We start from the raw sequence: 17181 nt of genomic DNA on the forward strand, positions 1-17181 counted from the left end.
CCAAAGTAGCTAACTTTATTAAGCGCATTGGTATAATTTATTAATTACAGCAAACTGATACAAAAAAGCCCCGAACTTCGGGGCTTTTGGATACGTTATTTTAACGATTATTCCGCTTTATCATCAAGGTTTGTTTCATCTTTTTTAGAGTCATCTTGTTTAGAGTCGTCGTTTTTAGATTCGCTAGTTGGTTTTTGTATTTCATCAACTGCTTTATCTTTAGAAACATCTTCCTTTTCAGGTTTAGCTTCATGACGGTCATGCGCATCACGTGGTTCACGTACTGGCTGACGCGCCATTAAATCATCAATCTGTTTCGCATCGATAGTTTCATACTTCATCAGTGCATCTTTCATTGCGTGTAAAATATCAATATTTTCTTTCAGTATTGATTCTGCACGTTGATAGTTGCGGTCTGAGAACAAACGTACTTCTGCATCAATTACTTTAGCTGTTTCGTCCGACATGCTCATAGAACGACCACCGCCGCCACCCATGTACATTTCGTTTTGATCTTCAGCATAAAGTAATGGACCTAGCTTTTCGCTTAAACCCCATTGTGTAACCATTTTGCGAGCAATGTCAGTTGCACGTTCGATATCGTTACTTGCACCTGTAGTTACTTTGTCTTCACCATAAATAATGGCTTCTGCAATACGGCCACCATAGAGGCTAGAAATCATAGACTCAAGCAGCTCTTTAGAGTGACTAACACGGTCTTGCTCTGGTAAATACATTGTCACACCTAGCGCACGGCCACGTGGTATAATAGATACTTTATAAACAGGATCGTGCTCAGGCACCATACGACCAACTATGGCATGGCCTGCTTCATGGTAAGCAGTCATTTCTTTTTCTTGCTCACTCATCACCATGGTCTTGCGTTCAGCACCCATCATGATTTTATCTTTTGCAGCGTCAAATTCAGCCATACTAACAACACGTTTATTACCACGTGCTGCATAAAGAGCCGCTTCATTCACTAAGTTAGCAAGATCAGCACCTGAGAAACCAGGTGTACCACGAGCAATCACTGCCGCTTCAACGTTATCACCTAACGGTACTTTACGCATGTGTACTTTTAGAATTTGCTCACGACCACGAATATCTGGTAAACCAACCACAACTTGACGGTCAAAACGACCAGGGCGAAGTAATGCTGGATCTAGAACATCCGGACGGTTAGTCGCAGCAATAACAATAATACCTTCATTGCCCTCAAAGCCATCCATCTCAACTAGCATTTGGTTAAGCGTTTGCTCACGTTCATCATGACCGCCGCCCATACCTGCGCCACGCTTACGACCTACTGCGTCGATTTCATCGATGAAGATGATACAAGGCGCTGCTTTTTTAGCTTGTTCGAACATGTCACGTACACGTGATGCACCAACACCCACAAACATTTCAACAAAATCGGAACCTGAAATAGTAAAAAACGGTACTTTTGCTTCACCGGCAACCGCCTTCGCAAGTAATGTTTTACCTGTACCTGGAGGACCAACCATAAGTACGCCCTTAGGAATACTACCGCCTAATTTTTGAAACTTAGAAGGGTCACGTAAAAAGTCCACCAGCTCGGTTACATCGTCTTTGGCTTCATCACAACCAGCTACATCAGCAAAGGTCGTTTTAACTTGATCTTCACTCATTAAGCGGGCTTTACTTTTACCAAATGACATGGCGCCTTTGCCACCGCCACCTTGCATCTGACGCATGAAGAAAATCCACACACCAATTAGCAGTATCATAGGGAACCAAGAAATGAAAATGCTTGCTAAAAACGATTGTTCCTCAGGTTTTACACCTTTGACATTTACATCGCTTTTTAACAAATCATTTAAAATATCTTTATCATAAATCGGCATAATCGTTTGAAAACGCTCGCCACTATTTTTTATGCCAGTAATTGTGCCACTGCCACTTTCAATAGACACTTCTTGTATAGAGCCACTACGGGCATCTTTAACAAATTGACTGTAACTTGTTTGACGATCAACTTGATCGCCGCCATTAAAGCTCTGAAATACTGACATAAGCACAACTGCAATAACCAGCCAGAGTATTAGATTTTTCGCCATATCGCTCAAGGGGTTAACCTCTTGTATCCAATTAATTTAAATTCAACTAAACGCCAAGCAACTGTACTACAGTTTGTATCCAGTCGCTACTATATATACTTCCCGAGAACGGGGACGCGAGGCATCCGGTTTACGTATCTTCACTGCTTTAAAACTATTACGTACATCTTGCAAATACTGATCAAAGCCTTCACCTTGGAATACTTTAACAATAAACGCGCCATTTTTCTTTAAAACTTGGTGACACATATCAAGTGCAAGCTCAACCAAGTACATGCTACCCGCCTGATCAACCGAGTTATTACCACTCATGTTAGGTGCCATATCAGACAATACCACATCTACATTTTTACCATCAATGCGTTTTAACAGCGCATCAAGTACAGCTTCTTCACGAAAGTCTCCTTGTAAAAAGTCAACACCCGCTAATGAATCCATAGGTAAAATATCACACGCAACCACTTGGCCTTTGTCACCTACTTTTTCTGCTAAGTATTGTGACCAACTCCCTGGAGCTGCGCCTAAATCTACTACTGTCATTGCTGGACGCAATAACTTATCTCTGTTTTGAATTTCGTCTAATTTGAAAACAGCTCGAGAGCGCCAGCCTTTTTTTTGCGCTTCTTGAACATATTTATCATCAAAATGTTCTTTAAGCCAACGCTGTGAACTGGCTGACTGTTTTTTATTTGTCATAAATTAACACGCAACTAATTAGTAATATTCTCTAGATGGCGTTAGAATACCCTTAATTCAAGCCATATTCAGCAAAATTTGTAATATCATGACATTATCAAACAAACAAAAGCAGTTTTTAAAAGGCCAGGCACATAGCCTTAAGCCTGTAGTTTTACTAGGTTCTAACGGTTTAACCGAAGGCGTAGTAGTTGAAATCCAAAGCGCACTAGAAATTCACGAATTAATTAAAGTGAAAGTGCCAACTGACGATCGTGAAACAAAAAAGCTTATTTTTGATGCCATTGTTCGCGAAACAGGGGCCACCAAATTACAAACAATTGGTCATACGATTGTGCTTTACCGTCAAAGCCCAGAGAAAAAAATTCAGTTACCTCGCGGCTAATAGTCCGTTGTAAAGCTATAAAAAAAACCAGCCGCGGCTGGTTTTTTTTATAAATGGATTAAAAATCCATTATTCGCAAGTTTGCTTTATAGCTGCCATGCTCAAGCCTAATAAGTGAGTAATAGTGCCCGTACTGCCCCTCATCCATATTCTCAATAGTTTGGTTACTCAATAACGAAGCTAATTGCGGCGTGGTGTTACTATGCCCTATAACCACCACAACACCACTTTGAGCTAACAACTGATTTTTCAATGTCGTTAAATCAGCAGCATTATAAGTAATAACTTTAATATTAAAATACCTAGCTAAAGGCGCTGCAGTGCTTAATGTGCGGTTATAATTACTACTGTATAACGTAATGTGTGGATGGGTTTTAACTAGCGAAACCAAATGCTCAGCACGTGCTTGCCCTTGCTCTGTTAAAAATGGATTATTGCCTGTTTGCTTTTCACTATGGTGAAACAAATAAAGCTGTTCAGGCTCAGCAAAAGCAGGATTGCATAGAATTAATAGTAATGCTATCGATGCTGATTTTATCAATACACTCATTGTTTTTTGCCTCGTTTGTATGCCAATAAACGGTCTATAAATTCAGTAGTAAGCTCATTAATGAGCCCAGTTTCTGCATTTAAAATCAAACTAAAGCCTACATTTAAGTGCGGAAAAACCACTAAGTCACTGCGGTAGCCTTGCACCCAACCACTGTGATAATAAAGCGTTTCATCATCATAGTCATACACACGCCAGCCTAGCCCATAGTAGGCTTCGTTCATGTGCTCTCGCCATACTCGTCTATAGCGTTCTTTTTTAGTATGAGTATAAGGGCGTGTTTGCGTGGCCAATGTATTTAAGGATAATACCGATGGATATTGCCCTAATTGCGCATTTAACCAAATAGCCATATCTGAAGCACTGGCGTTTACCCCTGCCGCGGGTGCAACTTTATAATAATTCTTTTTTAAGCGGGCGCTATACCAACGTTTTTTGCCACGCACGTGAGGGTGTGCATAGTTATTATCCTGCACCATGGCATCGTAACCCAAACTAGCATCATTCATTTCTAGGGGAGTAAAAAACGCCTCATTAAGCCACTGGGTATAGGTTTTGTTGGTACTTTTTAAAATTACGTCGTCTATTAAGCTAAACATTACATTTTGATAGCCATAGCAATCACCAGGGTCACAAATGGGTTTAACACTCAATAGTTTTTCAACAATGTCCTTATAACCCATCCGCGATTCGATTAAATTATCGTAAGCGTTAGGAACTAGCCCACTAGAATGGCTTAAAATATGAAAAACTTTTAAATCATCTTTATAGTCAGTTTGCTTAAAATCCGGTAAATAATAACTAACAGGTAAATAAAGGTTGAGCCGCTGTTCATTTGCGAGTTTAGCCGCTAACGACCCTGCAAATGTTTTCGATACGGAGGCTAAACGAAATCGAGTGTGCGGGTTAATCTTTTGCCCACCGCGCACCTTTGTATTGCCCATAGTATGGATGTAGTCACGTGCTTGTGAGTTGACAATAGATAGCGCCCCTCCTGGGATTTTTTTTATTTTTAGTTTTTTTTCTGTATAGCGTCCATAACTTTTAACAAATGCTTCCCAATCAGGATCTGTGCTTGCGCTCGCCTGTAAATGCGTCCCGATAAGGAGCACGGCAAAAAAGTAAAAGGGTAAGGTGTTAAAATACTTCATTCTTAGCTAATTTTTCTTTTTTAGTCATAATCAACCGTTATAATATCATGAACTTTTACTCGGACTAACGTACAATATGTCCGATTAATGGCTTTTGAGTGGATGTAAAATATTTATGCGTTTTTTAGTTGTATCACTTTTTATAATATCAGCGTCAGGTTGTGCTGTCGTTAAACAACCCGCAGAGCCTTTAGCAATGCCTGCAAAGCCTATGCTTAAGAGCCAAACTTATCAGTTAAAATATGAAACTGAGCATGCTTCACCAAAAGTGAAGTCGGTACAATTACCTGCCCACAACGTGAAAAAAAATCAAACTGTTAGAGTAATCGTAGACCGTGCAAGTGTTACCGACACTTTGGTCTCTCAAATAAGCCAAGCCTTAATTGATAAACAGCTTAAGGTGACCACTAGCGAGAATAGCGATTACACGTTAGCGATTCATCAAGTTGATCTGGAATTTATAGATGACGCCAAGTACACCCTAGCACAACCAGAAAAGCCATATTCACTGTTTTCAAAAGTAGCGCAGCAATTTCCGTCGCAACAATGCGCCAATATATTAGCCCAAGTTAGTATGCGACTTACTCACAAAGCATCGGGCGATGTGGTGTGGTTTGCTAAATCATCAATTGACAGTGCAAGCTTTCATCGTGAACCTTTAGTTTATAGCTTTAGCGAAGAAAAGAAGATCACTAATGAGCTAGAAGTTGTTGCATTTATACACAAGCACAACACCGAACAGGCTCGTCTTAAACGAGCTGAGCTTAATAATGAAGTAACGGCCCCTGCTTATAAAACCATTACAAAACTGAGTCGTTTAACTAAATTAAATGGGCCATGTACACGCACCGAAATAAGTGCTCTCACACCTATGATGCAATTTTACTTAAGCAGTATTCTTATTGATAAAATTAAAGTTCAGTAGTTGTTAGGACGACCGCTACATTTTTTTACAGATTTAGCTAAGAGTTTGACAATATACTAGGGTCTGTTGACCTTTCAAGGTTAAATTTGCAGCACTCTGTTTGGTATTTAGGCAAGGCAGAGCCTTTGTGGTGTGGTTGTTCCCCATAAATAGGCGATAACGCAGCATCAATGCCAAACAGGCGCTGCCCGAAGGGTTCTGCCTAGAGGCGATTTACTCTTTGTTGCTCGGTTTTTACTTAGCCCACTAGGTTACAAACTTCGCGCCGCGATTAAACCGCCCCTAGTTTGAACAAATTTTAATCCGCAAAGGTCAACAGACCCTAGCTTCTTTAGCAAACTCTAATTAAGGTTCCAAGGATGACGTATACTTCTCTTAAACAGTCTTTTGGTTGTGCGGCCTTATTAGTTGCCGCTATTTTTAGTGCCCAAAGCAGCGCCAGTAATCGTTACTATGCCGATAACACTTTGGAACCCACCACTGGGTTTGCCTGGGATTGGAGCGCTGGCGCAGGTTATTACATTGAAGACTCTTATTTAGTTGGCATGAACTCCTATGATGTTGGTGCAGAACTAGATTTGAGTATTGCAGTTTCTTACGATAATTTTTATCTAGATTTTGACCATAATCAGCTCAGCGGTGGACTTGTTTTAGGCTATAGCTTAATTAACAAATATGATTGGGGTCTTGATTTATTAGGCACCAACATTCAAGCAGGTTTTGATGAACAAGGTTTAGGCTTTTATAACGACGGAATAATTGATCCACTGCGTGGTATAAAAAAGCGTAACTATGATTTTGACACCGGCCTTCGATTAACACGTCGATTTGAAAACTCACAAATTTCATTTGAATATTTACATGATATTAGCGGTGCTCATAATGGTTGGGTTGCCAATGTGTTTTTCAGCCATATTCAACCTTGGCGCAATTGGGAGTTTCGTTCCGGTATTGGCTTGAATGCCTACTCTGCTGATTTTACAAACTATTACTTTGGTATTGATAGCGATGAAGCAAACCCAGCACGCCCTATTTATAGTACCGATGCCAGTACCAGTATTATGTTTGAATTTCATGCTGAATATCCCATCAATCAAGATTGGGTATTTTTAGCAGGCTGGCTAACTACATGGTTTTCAAAAGAAATTGAAGACAGCCCAATTATTTCCCAAGGATATCAACACAAAGCCAAGGTAGGCCTGCGTTATGTACTTTAGATTTTTTTACTGTTTGTTGTTTACATATTCGGGCTCTTTGCTTGCAGCCACTACACAACCCCCCAGTGAACTTACTGCCGTTCCCGATACCTGTGTAGCCTTACGTGAAGGGCGTCAATGTTATGCCGATGTTGTCTTATCATGGCAGCAACCAGAGGTAGGAAATTATTGTTTACGCGATGCGACTTCAAAATACATTATGCAGTGCTGGCTTAAACAGCGACAAGGCTCACTTAATTACGCCTTTGATTCAACCCAGAGCATTTCATTTGAGCTGTTTGATAGTAATACATCACAAGTGATTGCTGTAAGCGAAGTTAAACTACAATGGGTGTATCAAAATAGACAAAAAAAGCGGCGCTGGCGGTTATTTTAGCCACACACTATAAACATCATTCAGGTATACGAAGAAAGCTTATGGATAATTACGGTACTATTTTACTGGTTGAAGATGATATCTCTCTTGCACAATGGGTAACTGAGTATTTAACTGAGCAAGGTTATATTGTGCATGTATGTCATCGCGGTGATGAAGTTATAAGCCAAGTAAAGCATTTAAACCCACAACTTATTTTACTCGATATTATGTTACCAGGACTTGATGGTATTAGTGTATGCCGTGAGTTACGTAGCTTTTATCAAGCCCCTATAATTATGCTCACCGCACGAGATGAAGAAATGGATGAGGTCATTGGGCTTGAAGTCGGTGCCACAGATTACATTATAAAACCTGTTCGCCCTCGTGCACTGCTTGCTCGTATTAAGTCGACTTTACGCTATAGCAGTGACACGCCTAAAACTGATGCTCAAGAGAGCATGATCAATATTGGTCAATTAAGTATTAATACCGAATCTCGTAACGTTACACTCAACCAGCAAGATGTGAATATTTCAAGCGCAGAGTATTTATTACTGCATTATTTAGCGAGCAACGCTGGCCAGGTTGTATCACGTGATGCGGTGTTTAAAGCAACCAAAGGTAGAGAGTATGACGGCCTAGATAGAAGCGTTGATGTACTTATTTCTGCTTTGCGTAAAAAGTTTAATGATGATCCGCAAAAACCAGAAAAAATAAAAACTATTTGGGGGCGTGGTTATTTGTTTGTGACTACAGCGTGGTAAGTTTTAATGCCTGAGCGCTTAAAATAATAAGCGCGACAATAATAAAAGTCACTTCAATACACCCAGCCTATTATGGAATAGTATCAATGAAAAAGTTTTATATTTCACTACTAGGCAGTGCGCTGCTTTCAATTATTGTTTTAGGTTGGCTTATTGATGCATTTAGCCAACAAGCACATGCACCTTTGGATGAGTTTAGCGTTCAAAGCCAGATTATTGTCGGGCTAAGTAAACAGCTCACAGCTATAAAGCCACAGGCACGACCAGAACAGGTAACTAAGTTAGCCAAAGATTTTAACCTGACTCTTAACTACAAATTAAATCAGTCGCTCGCATTACCATCCGCCCTATTAGATAAAATGCAAACTCAAGGCGGGTTAATACTCGAGGACGAGCAAGGCTTTTACATGCTCTACACTAATGATGCATTAAGCCCTTACCATTTAACCATGCGTTTAGATAAGCCTTATGAGAACATACAGCGAAACGACATAATTTTAACTTTGTTATTTTATACTGGCTTATGTGTTTTTATGGGCTTTATTATTACCCCTTTAGCAAAACGTCTTACAGTATTAAATGATGCGGCAAAACAGTTCGCATCCGGTAATGTTAAAGCCCGAATTAAGCCCTCTCGCTTTACCTATATAAAAGATGTGGAACTGACATTTAACCGCATGGCAAGTCAAATTGAAAAGTTAGTTGCTGAAAATAAACTGATGGCCTCGAGCCTATCCCATGATATAAGAACCCCAATAGCATGCTTACGCTTTGGTGTTGACGCTGCACTTGATAGCCAGGATGAGAGCAAAATAAAGCACTACCTAACCCGTATGGAAACCGATTTGGATCATATGGAGTCAATGTTAAAAAGCTACTTAGCATTTGCTACTTTGGAACAAAATGCCAATAAACTTACTTACTCATCAGCAAACCTTAAACAATATCTAAGTGATATTGTGCTGCAGCTTGAACCAAGAATAACCGCACGTTCGCTTAATATTTCTTTAGAATGTGATGATCATACTATTTTTGCTGACTTACATTGGCTAGCAAGAGCGATCGCTAACTTAATTAATAATGCCTGCGATTTTGCACATCATCACATTAAGGTAACCGCCTCGCTACAAGAGCACACTCTAGTGATCAGCATTGCCGATGATGGCCCAGGAATAGCTCAAGAAAACAATCAAAAAGTATTTAGCCCGTTCTTCCGTGAGCGCAGCCACCGTAATCGCAGTGACAACAGTTATGGGTTAGGATTGGCTATCGTTGCCAAAGTAGCCGATTGGCATCATGGCTCAATAGAAGTGAGTAAAAGTGAGCACCTTGGTGGGGCCTGCTTTACACTTACGATTGCGCGGTTTAGATATTAATCAAACAATTACCATCCGTTCTAACTAACGCAATATAATTAAAGAAATCGTGCTATTTATAATCAAAAAATGCACGTGTTATTTATATCTGAAAATAAAACGCAATAATTGTGCGACTAAGTCAAATAAGCACTTTTTATTTTTTTACAATTCCAGTAGATTGTCACGGCGTCGAAAAAATAGAGAAGCAAAATAATATGAGTGCAGTAAGAGGTGAGTTTAGCTCCCGCTTTGGTTTTATAATGGCTGCGGCAGGATCTGCTGTTGGGCTTGGTAATATTTGGGGTTTCCCGACACAAACAGCAAGTAATGGCGGGGCTGCCTTTTTAGTCGCGTACTTAGTACTGGCCTTCTTTTTAGCCTATCCTGCTTTAATGGCAGAGCTGATGATAGGTCGTCATGGACAAGCTAATGCGGTTTCTTCACTAACTAAATTAACCACTAAACCTTGGCAAAAGCAGTTTGCCTTTGCTGTTGGCTTTGGCGGGATTTTATGTGCCGGCTTTATACTAAGCTTTTATGCGATTGTTGCTGGTTGGATGTTAAGTGCGACTTTAGAGCCGGTTACTACTCTCATAGGCACAGATGCGGCATCTTCGTGGTTAAGTGAGCAGTCACTTACACGCAACATTCTTTTTACTGTGGTATTTATTATTTTAACCGTTGCTATTATCAGCCGCGGTGTTGAAAATGGTATTGAAAAATGGTCAAAACGTTTAATGCCTGCTCTGCTCGGTATTTTGTTTGCCTTAATTGCCTATGTAATGACTCAAGAAGGCGCTGTTGAGGGATTAAAAGCTTACCTAGTCCCTGACTTTTCTTCTATTTTTGATCCCACCTTATTAGTCAGTGCACTAGGACAGGCCTTCTTTTCATTGTCACTGGGCACCAGTGTAATGATTATCTATGGCTCATATATCAGTAAAAAAGAAAACCTCGTCTCTTTGGGGGCTTATGTTACGCTTATTGATGTATTCATCGCATTTGTAGCAGGCTTACTGATTATCCCCGCGATGTATGTTGCACAAGCCCAAGGTGTTGAAATATTCTCGTCAACAACAGGTAAACTACTTTCAGAAGACACCTTAGTATTTCAGGTTTTACCCGCCTTATTTGATGGCATGGGTGGTGTGGGTTTATTTGTTGGCTTTGCTTTTTTTGCATTAATGAGTATTGCCGCTCTAACCTCGTCAATTTCAATGCTTGAAGCGCCGGTATCGTACACTGTAGAGCGCTTTGCAATGAAGCGTGTGCAAGCAACATGGTTAATAGGTGCTTTAATTGCCATAGTTAGTATTACCATAGTGTGCAACTTAGGCACGTTATTTGGTTTAGTGATCACCTTAACAACTAAAGTCGCGCAACCTTTATTAGGACTTATGTGTTGTATTTTTGTAGGGTGGATCTGGTACAGGTCGTCATTGCTCAAAGCAATCCAGCAAGGTAACCCTGAAGTACATAACACCTTATTTTGGAAAATATGGCCTTGGTACACTAAGTTTGTATGCCCTATCGCCATTAGCTTAGTATTTTTACATTCTTTACTTAGCTAATAAAACAAAAAAGGCCCACTAATGTGGGCCTTTATTTATTAAGAATTATCTACTGCTTTAAAATCATATCTTGATGGGGTATGCCATCTTCTAAGTACTCCTCCCCAACACACTCAAAACCAAATGAGCGATAAAAATTTAGTAGGTAGGTTTGTGCGCCTATATAAATATCACGAGTAGGCCACTGAGTCCTACAACAGGCAATAGCCTGGCTAACTAATTCTTTGCCTAAACCAGAGCTGCGCTGTGATTGAGCAACTAAAACGCGCCCTATCGCACTATTCTGTGCATCTTTTTCATAACAACGAGCATAGGCATTTACTGTTTGCCTATTGAGTGAATACAAGTGGCGAGTAGCATCTGCAATATCCACATCATCAAGTTCGGGGTAAGGACACGCTTGTTCTACAACAAATACGTCAACACGTTCACGCATTATTGCAAACAGGGTCTGGGAGTCGAGCGCAGAGAATGGCTCACATTTAAACGCCATTTAAACACCTTTTATTATTACAGGGCCTTACTAAAAGGCCCCATAATCTTATTAAGCAAATAATCGCTCTAACTGATCACATAACTGAGATAAGTTAACATGATCATGCTCGATAGTTAAATCGACATAACCGTCACTTCTAAATGCTCTGTCTAACTCAATCAGTACATGCGTTTTATGCGCTTCAGGAATAAACGACAGTTCAATTTCCTTTATACCAAATAAGCTGCGACTATTTGGTTGATATTCAAGCTCTTGATAACACCCAGACACAGATTGAAAAGTAGATGCACGTAAATGGCCTTGCTCTACATCTGCTTTGACTAAACTAAATCCTAGCTTCTCCATTGCTTGCATACAGGTTTTAACTGCTTCATTCGGATAGATGTGCAAATGGTCTTTATCTGTTGGATCAAGCGCAAGGTCAATATCAAGCCCTGTTTCTAACCACACATAAGACTGGTTATAACCGGCATTAATTTCAGTAATTGGTGTTTCTGAATGCAAACGGGCTTCAAACGGGATAGTTTTAACTTCACTAGGCTCAACAGTACCAATGTCAGTTATGCGCCATTGATCAATAACATGATTAGTAAAGTAATCACCGTCTTCACTGGCTACTTTAACCCGAGTAACTAACATTAAATCTAAACCCGCAATTTCTTGACTTACATCACCTGCACTAATAACAATTTGTGCATTGAATAGTTGGCCAGGCTGAAGATGCTCGGTTTCTAAAATAGTATCCACCTTGGCGGCACCAATGCCTACCGATGCTAAAATCTTTTTAAACATATTTTCTCCTTAAGCTAAGCAATACACTTGTTTGCTTACACTTAAACTCCTTCGTTATGGCATCTTAACCACATTTAAAAGCGCTTGTCAGCGAAAAACTGCTATTTACATGCTGTTTACCATAAAACCAGCCATTTATGTGTGTTTTTTGTACTTTACAGCCGCCTTTATGCATACATAAAGGTGTTTTAGCAATCAGGTGATAAATACTCACTATCAGCCAATTAGCAGTAGGAAATAAGTAGATAAATTGTCAATAAGCATTGTTTTTCGCTACACTACAATGCCAAGTGCAGTGATACTAATAACTATGGAACTAATTTATTTTGCTACCGCCTTCGTCTGCGGTTTTGGTATATATCAGCTAAAGTTACCACCGCTAATCGGCTTTCTTATGGCTGGATTTATTCTTAATTTAGCGGGTTACAAAAGCACGGAGCTACTCGAAACGATTGCCTCTTTAGGGGTCACACTGCTACTTTTTAGTATTGGCCTCAAACTAAAAATTGCTAACCTTATAAAACCACAAGTGTGGGCTCCTGCCACCATACATATTATTTTAAGTAGCGCATTGTTTAGTGGCTTCATGTTGCTGCTTGGTGTATTCGCACTGCCATTATTTGTCGATTTAAGCTGGCAAAGTGCATTGTTAGTCGGCTTTGCTTTAAGTTTTTCGAGTACGGTATTTGCTGTAAAAGTACTTGAAGAACGCGGTGAAATGGCAAGTTTGCACGGTAAAATCGCCATTGGTATTTTGGTTATGCAAGATATATTTGCAGTCATATTCTTAGCGGTCAGTACAGGTAAAGTACCGAACATTTGGGCTTTAGGGTTAATTGTTGCACTACCTTTGTTTCGCCCAATTATGTACTGGGTTTTAAACCGCTCTAAACACGGTGAGTTACTGCCGCTATTTGGTTTTTTCTTTGCATTGGTAGCTGGGTACAATGCCTTTGAATTCGCAGGATTAAAAGGCGATTTAGGCGCATTGATCATTGGCATGATGTTCGCCCCTCACAAAAAAGCAGGTGAGCTGTCTAAATCACTGCTTAGCCTAAAAGACATACTACTGGTTGGCTTTTTCTTAAGTATTGGTTTAAGTGCAGAGCTTACTGCCCACTCTTTAGTCGTTGCTTTAATTTTAGTATTGGTTATTCCTGTTAAAACGCTGCTTTACTACATACTAACTAATTTATTTAAACTGCGAGCTCGTACCTCTTTGCTCACCGCATTTAGTTTGGCTAACTTTAGTGAGTTTGGCTTAATTGTTTGTGCCGTTGCTGCATCTAGCGGTATGGTTACCTCTGAATGGCTCGCGGTTATCGCGATTGCCGTATCAATTACATTTGTGATTGCCTCCCCTTTAAATAAACGCTCTAACGAGCTGTACGTTAAAATTGAACGCCTCTTATTGAAGTTTGAAAGCAAGACCCGCTTAGCAGAAGAGCTTCCTGTAAACTTAAATGATACGAAAATAGTGATCTTTGGTATGGGTAGAATTGGCACTGGTGCCTATGAAACAATAAACGCAACTCACCCTGATGTAGTTGCAGGTATTGATATTAAACCTGAGGTGGTCGATAAACATATTAAACGTGGACGCAGAGTATTAATTGCCGATGCCACCGACCCTGATTTTTGGCAGCGCGTTAATCACTCCCATGTGGAAATGGTCATGTTAACTATGCCTAAGCATATGCAAAATATTTTTGCTTTAGAGCAATTACAAGCATCAGGTTATAAAGGGCAAGTAACTGCGATTGCTAACTACCCCGATCAGCAAAAAGAATTAGAAGATATGGGAATAGATTCTACTTATAACTTTTATTTAGAGGCTGGTAGCGGTTTTGCGGAGCATGTAAAGCAAACCTTGTTTCCGTAATCGGGCTTAGATGCAAATAGATTGCATTTACATTCCTTTACATCTGAGTATTTTATTGGTGAAAAAATCAGGTAAAATGTCTGTGTTGGTTGAATAAAGCTAATACCTAAGTTTGTGTTTTATAAAAGACAAATAACGGACCCCTTGCTTTTAAGTGACCAATAAGATTCTCAAATTAGAGGGCCTACTCCCTCTATCAATAGGCTGTTACTTGCCCGTTACAGCCTATTTTATTTCCTTAAAATCCCTTACACTTATCCCATTATTTATAAAAGATGTCAGTAATGGATCCTCAACAACTAAAAATCGCGATTAACACCATTATGCCATTTGGCAAGTATGCGGGACGCCCTTTACTTTTGCTGCCTGAGCCATATTTAGTGTGGTTTAAACAGCAAGGCTTTCCTGATAGCAAGCTTGGCTCTCAGCTCGCAATGATGTACGAAGTGAAGCTTAATGGCTTAGAGCAAATGCTGATGCCATTACTAGAAAAAAATAGTAAATAAAATAGAACTTTTCTATAAATGGTCTGTCTATCTATATGCTACTTGTTGATTTTTTGGTTTTAAACCGCAAAAAAAGCGCCTTTATGGCGCTTTTTTATTGTTTGGGATTTAGTTGTCGAGGGTGATAATAAACTTAACCCCACCCAATGGTGAGTCTTCAATCTTACACTGCCCTTTATGCCAGCTAATAATTTTATTTACAATTGCTAGCCCTAATCCAAACCCACCGGTTTTTTTATCACGGCTTTTATCTAAACGGGTGAAAGGTTTAAACACTTTCTCACGTTCAGCATCCGCAATACCTGGGCCATCATCTTCAATCACCAGAAATAACTTTTCGGCGTTGGCAGTTAAACTAATATGCACAGTTTGCGTAGCATGTTTCAGTGCATTACTAATTAAATTTTGTAGCACTCGCGACATGAAATGACTATCACATACGTTTATAAATTGACTCGGTAACGTTGTGGTTAATTTAATAGGGGTATCAAAAGTTACTTTTTCGATATTAGCTTTAATTAATGCGACGATATCACAGGGAACCAATTGCAAGCTTGGTTGCTGTGTATCTAAACGAGCGTATTCCAACATTTCTGATACCAAGGATTCCAGCTCATGAATATCCATTTGCATATCAGATAAATAGTGCTGTGCTTTGCCATCTTGAACTTTATTCTCTAACATTGCGATTGCAAACTTCAAACGGGCTAATGGTGTTCTGAACTCATGTGACACTGATGAGGTCAGTTCTTGTTGAGCACTCAGTAAAAACTCAATCCGTTGCTGCATTACTTTTAATGTATCAGTGATGGGTAAAAAGAATGATTTAGAGCTGTCGCTTAATTGAAAGTCTTGCGCCCCACCGACCGCTTCACAGGCTTGACTGAGCTTGGCAAAATCTCGCCATAACAATAAGCTCCATAACCCTATCGGTAAGCTAATAATAAATAAAACTAATAAATAAGGTATCACGGTCCCAGTGTTTTTAGCTTTAACACCTACAGGACCTACTTGTAATAACTGAGAGTTATTTAAAGTGACATACCAAACAATACGTTGCTGCTTATCGTACAAGTAAAGGTAATTATTTTGAGCCAATTGTGTTTGCTGTTCAGGAGGGAGAACCAAATCTTGTTGGGCGATAACTTGGCTATCAAAATTATGCTTTAGCTGCTCAAGACCATCTGCAGTTTGAGAAAGCAGCCATAACGACTGCCCAAATTCATTATCTAACAAAACATGTTGCTCAGATTCATCATACGGCCAAAGCTGCTCTATAACACCACTGGCAATAAACAAAGAAGCAATAATATACACGTAAAGGCTAATAAATAGCTTTCCCATTAACCTAGCCTAATACCTTGCATTAATTACATGTCCCACGCATCTGATACAAATAAATAGCCTTGTCCCCACACTGTCTTAATACGGTATGGTTTATCACTATTATCACCAAGCTTCTTACGAATTCGAGACACACGTACATCAACGGTTCGATCTAGCCCATCGTACTCACGTCCAATCATATGTTGGTGCACATGTTCTCGGCTGAGCACTTCTCCTGCATTTGAAGCTAATAACCACAGCAATTCAAACTCATGTGAGGTTAATACGATTTCAACACCACTTAGCTTTACAATACGGCTAGTTTTATCTATTGATAAGTCACCAAACTTAAGCTCTTCTATGGCTTTTACGCTAGGCTGTCCACGGCGTAATAATGCACTAATTCGCGCCAATAGTACGCGCGGCTCTGCAGGTTTAATAACGTAATCGTCAGCACCGAGTTCTAAGCCGATAACTTGGTCAAAATCTTCGCCCTTTGCAGTAAGCATTAAAATAGGTAAGGTGTATTTGTCGCGCACTTGCCGGCACACACTAAAGCCATCTTTTCCTGGCAGCATCACATCTAGAATGATTAAATCAACATGGTTTTCACTCAGATAAGGAAACACTTCGTCACCGCGTTCTAATACGTCAACTTCTAAGCCATTATGCTCAAGATAGTCTTTGGTTAATTGTTGCAACCCTAAGTCATCTTCAACAAGTAATATCTTTGGCATTTACTGCTCCTAAATTAAAAAAAGCTCCAAGGTGAGCGTAGCCGATGTTTTTTCTTAGCGTATGCAGTTTGCACTTCTACTTGCACACTCGCTAATGACACACCTGTAAGGGGATTAATCAGGGAGTATATGGTCTCCACCTGAACACGCGCTTTATAACTAAATTGCCCTTTTTTTACCCCTTGCCAACATTGCAATTGGGTATCTTGCTGGTATAAACACACATCACTTGGCTCAGACAGTTGCCACTTAAATTTTAACTCAAGATCACAGAACTCTTGTTGTTCGGAAACCACACAGACTTTGGGTGATGCGTTAAGTGAAGAGGCTTTTGCAACACTTAGGTTGCTAAAAAATGAAGCTGCAAACACAACCAACATAAAACA

At 39.8% G+C, this 17181-nt stretch carries 18 protein-coding genes; 9 read left to right on the forward strand and 9 right to left on the reverse strand.

Going from position 1 to position 17181, the window contains the following annotated elements:
- Positions 1-107: 107 nt before the first annotated feature.
- Both ftsH and rlmE read right to left on the reverse strand, forming a co-directional pair.
- Entirely contained in the window at positions 108-2081 is a 1974-nt protein-coding gene (gene ftsH / locus ACNSN3_RS10225; RefSeq protein ID WP_041709666.1) for an ATP-dependent zinc metalloprotease FtsH, read from the reverse strand.
- A gap of 66 nt (positions 2082-2147) precedes the next feature.
- A complete protein-coding gene (gene rlmE / locus ACNSN3_RS10230; RefSeq protein ID WP_010388002.1) occupies positions 2148-2777 on the reverse strand; it encodes a 23S rRNA (uridine(2552)-2'-O)-methyltransferase RlmE in 630 nt (209 codons plus the stop codon).
- A gap of 88 nt (positions 2778-2865) precedes the next feature.
- On the opposite strand from rlmE, the gene yhbY reads away from it, so the two are divergent.
- Entirely contained in the window at positions 2866-3162 is a 297-nt protein-coding gene (gene yhbY, locus ACNSN3_RS10235; RefSeq protein WP_008112687.1) for a ribosome assembly RNA-binding protein YhbY, read from the forward strand.
- Positions 3163-3220: 58 nt separating this feature from the next.
- Here the strand turns inward: yhbY and ACNSN3_RS10240 are convergent, their stop codons facing one another.
- Together ACNSN3_RS10240 and ACNSN3_RS10245 are read right to left on the reverse strand one after the other, a co-directional pair.
- Positions 3221-3712, reverse strand: a complete 492-nt coding sequence (locus tag ACNSN3_RS10240) for a histidine phosphatase family protein (RefSeq protein WP_418607254.1) — start codon at positions 3710-3712, stop codon at positions 3221-3223.
- Positions 3709-4863 carry a serine hydrolase domain-containing protein gene (locus ACNSN3_RS10245; protein WP_418607256.1) on the reverse strand — a complete coding sequence of 385 codons (1155 nt, stop codon included), beginning with the start codon at positions 4861-4863 and terminating at the stop codon, positions 3709-3711. Before ACNSN3_RS10245 ends, ACNSN3_RS10240 begins: the two co-directional genes overlap by 4 nt.
- A 115-nt stretch (positions 4864-4978) precedes the next feature.
- Between ACNSN3_RS10245 and ACNSN3_RS10250 the strand changes: the two genes are divergently transcribed.
- The 6 genes from ACNSN3_RS10250 (at position 4979) to ACNSN3_RS10275 (ending at position 11056) form a co-directional block, all read left to right on the forward strand.
- Complete coding sequence (locus ACNSN3_RS10250) at positions 4979-5788, forward strand: hypothetical protein (RefSeq protein ID WP_010387998.1); 810 nt, start codon at positions 4979-4981, stop codon at positions 5786-5788.
- A 359-nt stretch (positions 5789-6147) separates the two neighbouring features.
- Positions 6148-7005, forward strand: a complete 858-nt coding sequence (locus ACNSN3_RS10255; RefSeq protein WP_055013018.1) for a MipA/OmpV family protein — start codon at positions 6148-6150, stop codon at positions 7003-7005.
- Complete coding sequence (locus ACNSN3_RS10260; RefSeq protein WP_010387996.1) at positions 6995-7381, forward strand: DUF3019 domain-containing protein; 387 nt, start codon at positions 6995-6997, stop codon at positions 7379-7381. The genes ACNSN3_RS10255 and ACNSN3_RS10260 overlap by 11 nt, the downstream gene beginning before the upstream one ends.
- A gap of 41 nt (positions 7382-7422) precedes the next feature.
- Positions 7423-8127: a response regulator gene (locus tag ACNSN3_RS10265; protein WP_418607259.1), complete on the forward strand. Its 705-nt coding sequence runs from the start codon at positions 7423-7425 to the stop codon at positions 8125-8127.
- 86 nt (positions 8128-8213) lie between these two features.
- Positions 8214-9503, forward strand: coding sequence for an ATP-binding protein (locus ACNSN3_RS10270; protein ID WP_290169650.1), 1290 nt, complete (start codon positions 8214-8216; stop codon positions 9501-9503).
- A 197-nt stretch (positions 9504-9700) separates the two neighbouring features.
- Entirely contained in the window at positions 9701-11056 is a 1356-nt protein-coding gene (locus ACNSN3_RS10275) for a sodium-dependent transporter (protein WP_418607261.1), read from the forward strand.
- Between the two features lie 49 nt (positions 11057-11105).
- On the opposite strand, the gene ACNSN3_RS10280 is transcribed toward ACNSN3_RS10275, so the two are convergent.
- Positions 11106-11549, reverse strand: a complete 444-nt coding sequence (locus ACNSN3_RS10280) for a GNAT family N-acetyltransferase (protein WP_418607263.1) — start codon at positions 11547-11549, stop codon at positions 11106-11108.
- Positions 11550-11600: 51 nt separating this feature from the next.
- Entirely contained in the window at positions 11601-12344 is a 744-nt protein-coding gene (locus tag ACNSN3_RS10285; protein WP_418607264.1) for a sporulation protein, read from the reverse strand.
- 310 nt (positions 12345-12654) lie between these two features.
- Between ACNSN3_RS10285 and ACNSN3_RS10290 the strand changes: the two genes are divergently transcribed.
- Together ACNSN3_RS10290 and ACNSN3_RS10295 are read left to right on the forward strand one after the other, a co-directional pair.
- On the forward strand, positions 12655-14226 hold the full coding sequence (locus tag ACNSN3_RS10290; protein ID WP_010387989.1) for a cation:proton antiporter family protein: 1572 nt from the start codon (positions 12655-12657) through the stop codon (positions 14224-14226).
- Between the two features lie 284 nt (positions 14227-14510).
- Positions 14511-14732: a DUF3820 family protein gene (locus ACNSN3_RS10295; RefSeq protein ID WP_008109131.1), complete on the forward strand. Its 222-nt coding sequence runs from the start codon at positions 14511-14513 to the stop codon at positions 14730-14732.
- Positions 14733-14840: 108 nt separating this feature from the next.
- Here the strand turns inward: ACNSN3_RS10295 and ACNSN3_RS10300 are convergent, their stop codons facing one another.
- From ACNSN3_RS10300 to ACNSN3_RS10310, 3 genes are read right to left on the reverse strand one after another with little or no spacing between them, the layout of a single operon-like run.
- The gene (locus ACNSN3_RS10300; protein ID WP_418607266.1) at positions 14841-16076 is read right to left on the reverse strand and encodes an ATP-binding protein; all 1236 of its coding nucleotides are present in this window, start codon (positions 16074-16076) and stop codon (positions 14841-14843) included.
- 26 nt (positions 16077-16102) lie between these two features.
- Positions 16103-16795, reverse strand: coding sequence for a response regulator (locus ACNSN3_RS10305; RefSeq protein ID WP_010387984.1), 693 nt, complete (start codon positions 16793-16795; stop codon positions 16103-16105).
- Positions 16796-16809: 14 nt separating this feature from the next.
- Positions 16810-17175 (reverse strand): DUF3019 domain-containing protein, encoded by a 366-nt coding sequence (locus ACNSN3_RS10310; RefSeq protein WP_418607267.1) that lies wholly within the window; start codon positions 17173-17175, stop codon positions 16810-16812.
- Positions 17176-17181: the final 6 nt, after the last annotated feature.

The sequence above is a fragment of the Pseudoalteromonas sp. US3C1004 genome, from assembly GCF_048401065.1.
GTDB classification, from domain to species: Bacteria; Pseudomonadota; Gammaproteobacteria; order Enterobacterales; family Alteromonadaceae; genus Pseudoalteromonas; species Pseudoalteromonas undina.

What these genes read in the sequence shown, in the direction of transcription:
- ftsH (WP_041709666.1), bottom strand. Translation starts at nt 2,081, where the DNA reads ATGGCGAAAAATCTAATACTCTGGCTGGTTATTGCAGTTGTGCTTATG.
- rlmE (WP_010388002.1), bottom strand. Translation starts at nt 2,777, where the DNA reads ATGACAAATAAAAAACAGTCAGCCAGTTCACAGCGTTGGCTTAAAGAA.
- yhbY (WP_008112687.1), top strand. Translation starts at nt 2,866, where the DNA reads ATGACATTATCAAACAAACAAAAGCAGTTTTTAAAAGGCCAGGCACAT.
- ACNSN3_RS10240 (WP_418607254.1), bottom strand. Translation starts at nt 3,712, where the DNA reads ATGAGTGTATTGATAAAATCAGCATCGATAGCATTACTATTAATTCTA.
- ACNSN3_RS10245 (WP_418607256.1), bottom strand. Translation starts at nt 4,863, where the DNA reads ATGAAGTATTTTAACACCTTACCCTTTTACTTTTTTGCCGTGCTCCTT.
- ACNSN3_RS10250 (WP_010387998.1), top strand. Translation starts at nt 4,979, where the DNA reads ATGCGTTTTTTAGTTGTATCACTTTTTATAATATCAGCGTCAGGTTGT.
- ACNSN3_RS10255 (WP_055013018.1), top strand. Translation starts at nt 6,148, where the DNA reads ATGACGTATACTTCTCTTAAACAGTCTTTTGGTTGTGCGGCCTTATTA.
- ACNSN3_RS10260 (WP_010387996.1), top strand. Translation starts at nt 6,995, where the DNA reads ATGTACTTTAGATTTTTTTACTGTTTGTTGTTTACATATTCGGGCTCT.
- ACNSN3_RS10265 (WP_418607259.1), top strand. Translation starts at nt 7,423, where the DNA reads ATGGATAATTACGGTACTATTTTACTGGTTGAAGATGATATCTCTCTT.
- ACNSN3_RS10270 (WP_290169650.1), top strand. Translation starts at nt 8,214, where the DNA reads ATGAAAAAGTTTTATATTTCACTACTAGGCAGTGCGCTGCTTTCAATT.
- ACNSN3_RS10275 (WP_418607261.1), top strand. Translation starts at nt 9,701, where the DNA reads ATGAGTGCAGTAAGAGGTGAGTTTAGCTCCCGCTTTGGTTTTATAATG.
- ACNSN3_RS10280 (WP_418607263.1), bottom strand. Translation starts at nt 11,549, where the DNA reads ATGGCGTTTAAATGTGAGCCATTCTCTGCGCTCGACTCCCAGACCCTG.
- ACNSN3_RS10285 (WP_418607264.1), bottom strand. Translation starts at nt 12,344, where the DNA reads ATGTTTAAAAAGATTTTAGCATCGGTAGGCATTGGTGCCGCCAAGGTG.
- ACNSN3_RS10290 (WP_010387989.1), top strand. Translation starts at nt 12,655, where the DNA reads ATGGAACTAATTTATTTTGCTACCGCCTTCGTCTGCGGTTTTGGTATA.
- ACNSN3_RS10295 (WP_008109131.1), top strand. Translation starts at nt 14,511, where the DNA reads ATGGATCCTCAACAACTAAAAATCGCGATTAACACCATTATGCCATTT.
- ACNSN3_RS10300 (WP_418607266.1), bottom strand. Translation starts at nt 16,076, where the DNA reads ATGGGAAAGCTATTTATTAGCCTTTACGTGTATATTATTGCTTCTTTG.
- ACNSN3_RS10305 (WP_010387984.1), bottom strand. Translation starts at nt 16,795, where the DNA reads ATGCCAAAGATATTACTTGTTGAAGATGACTTAGGGTTGCAACAATTA.
- ACNSN3_RS10310 (WP_418607267.1), bottom strand. Translation starts at nt 17,175, where the DNA reads ATGTTGGTTGTGTTTGCAGCTTCATTTTTTAGCAACCTAAGTGTTGCA.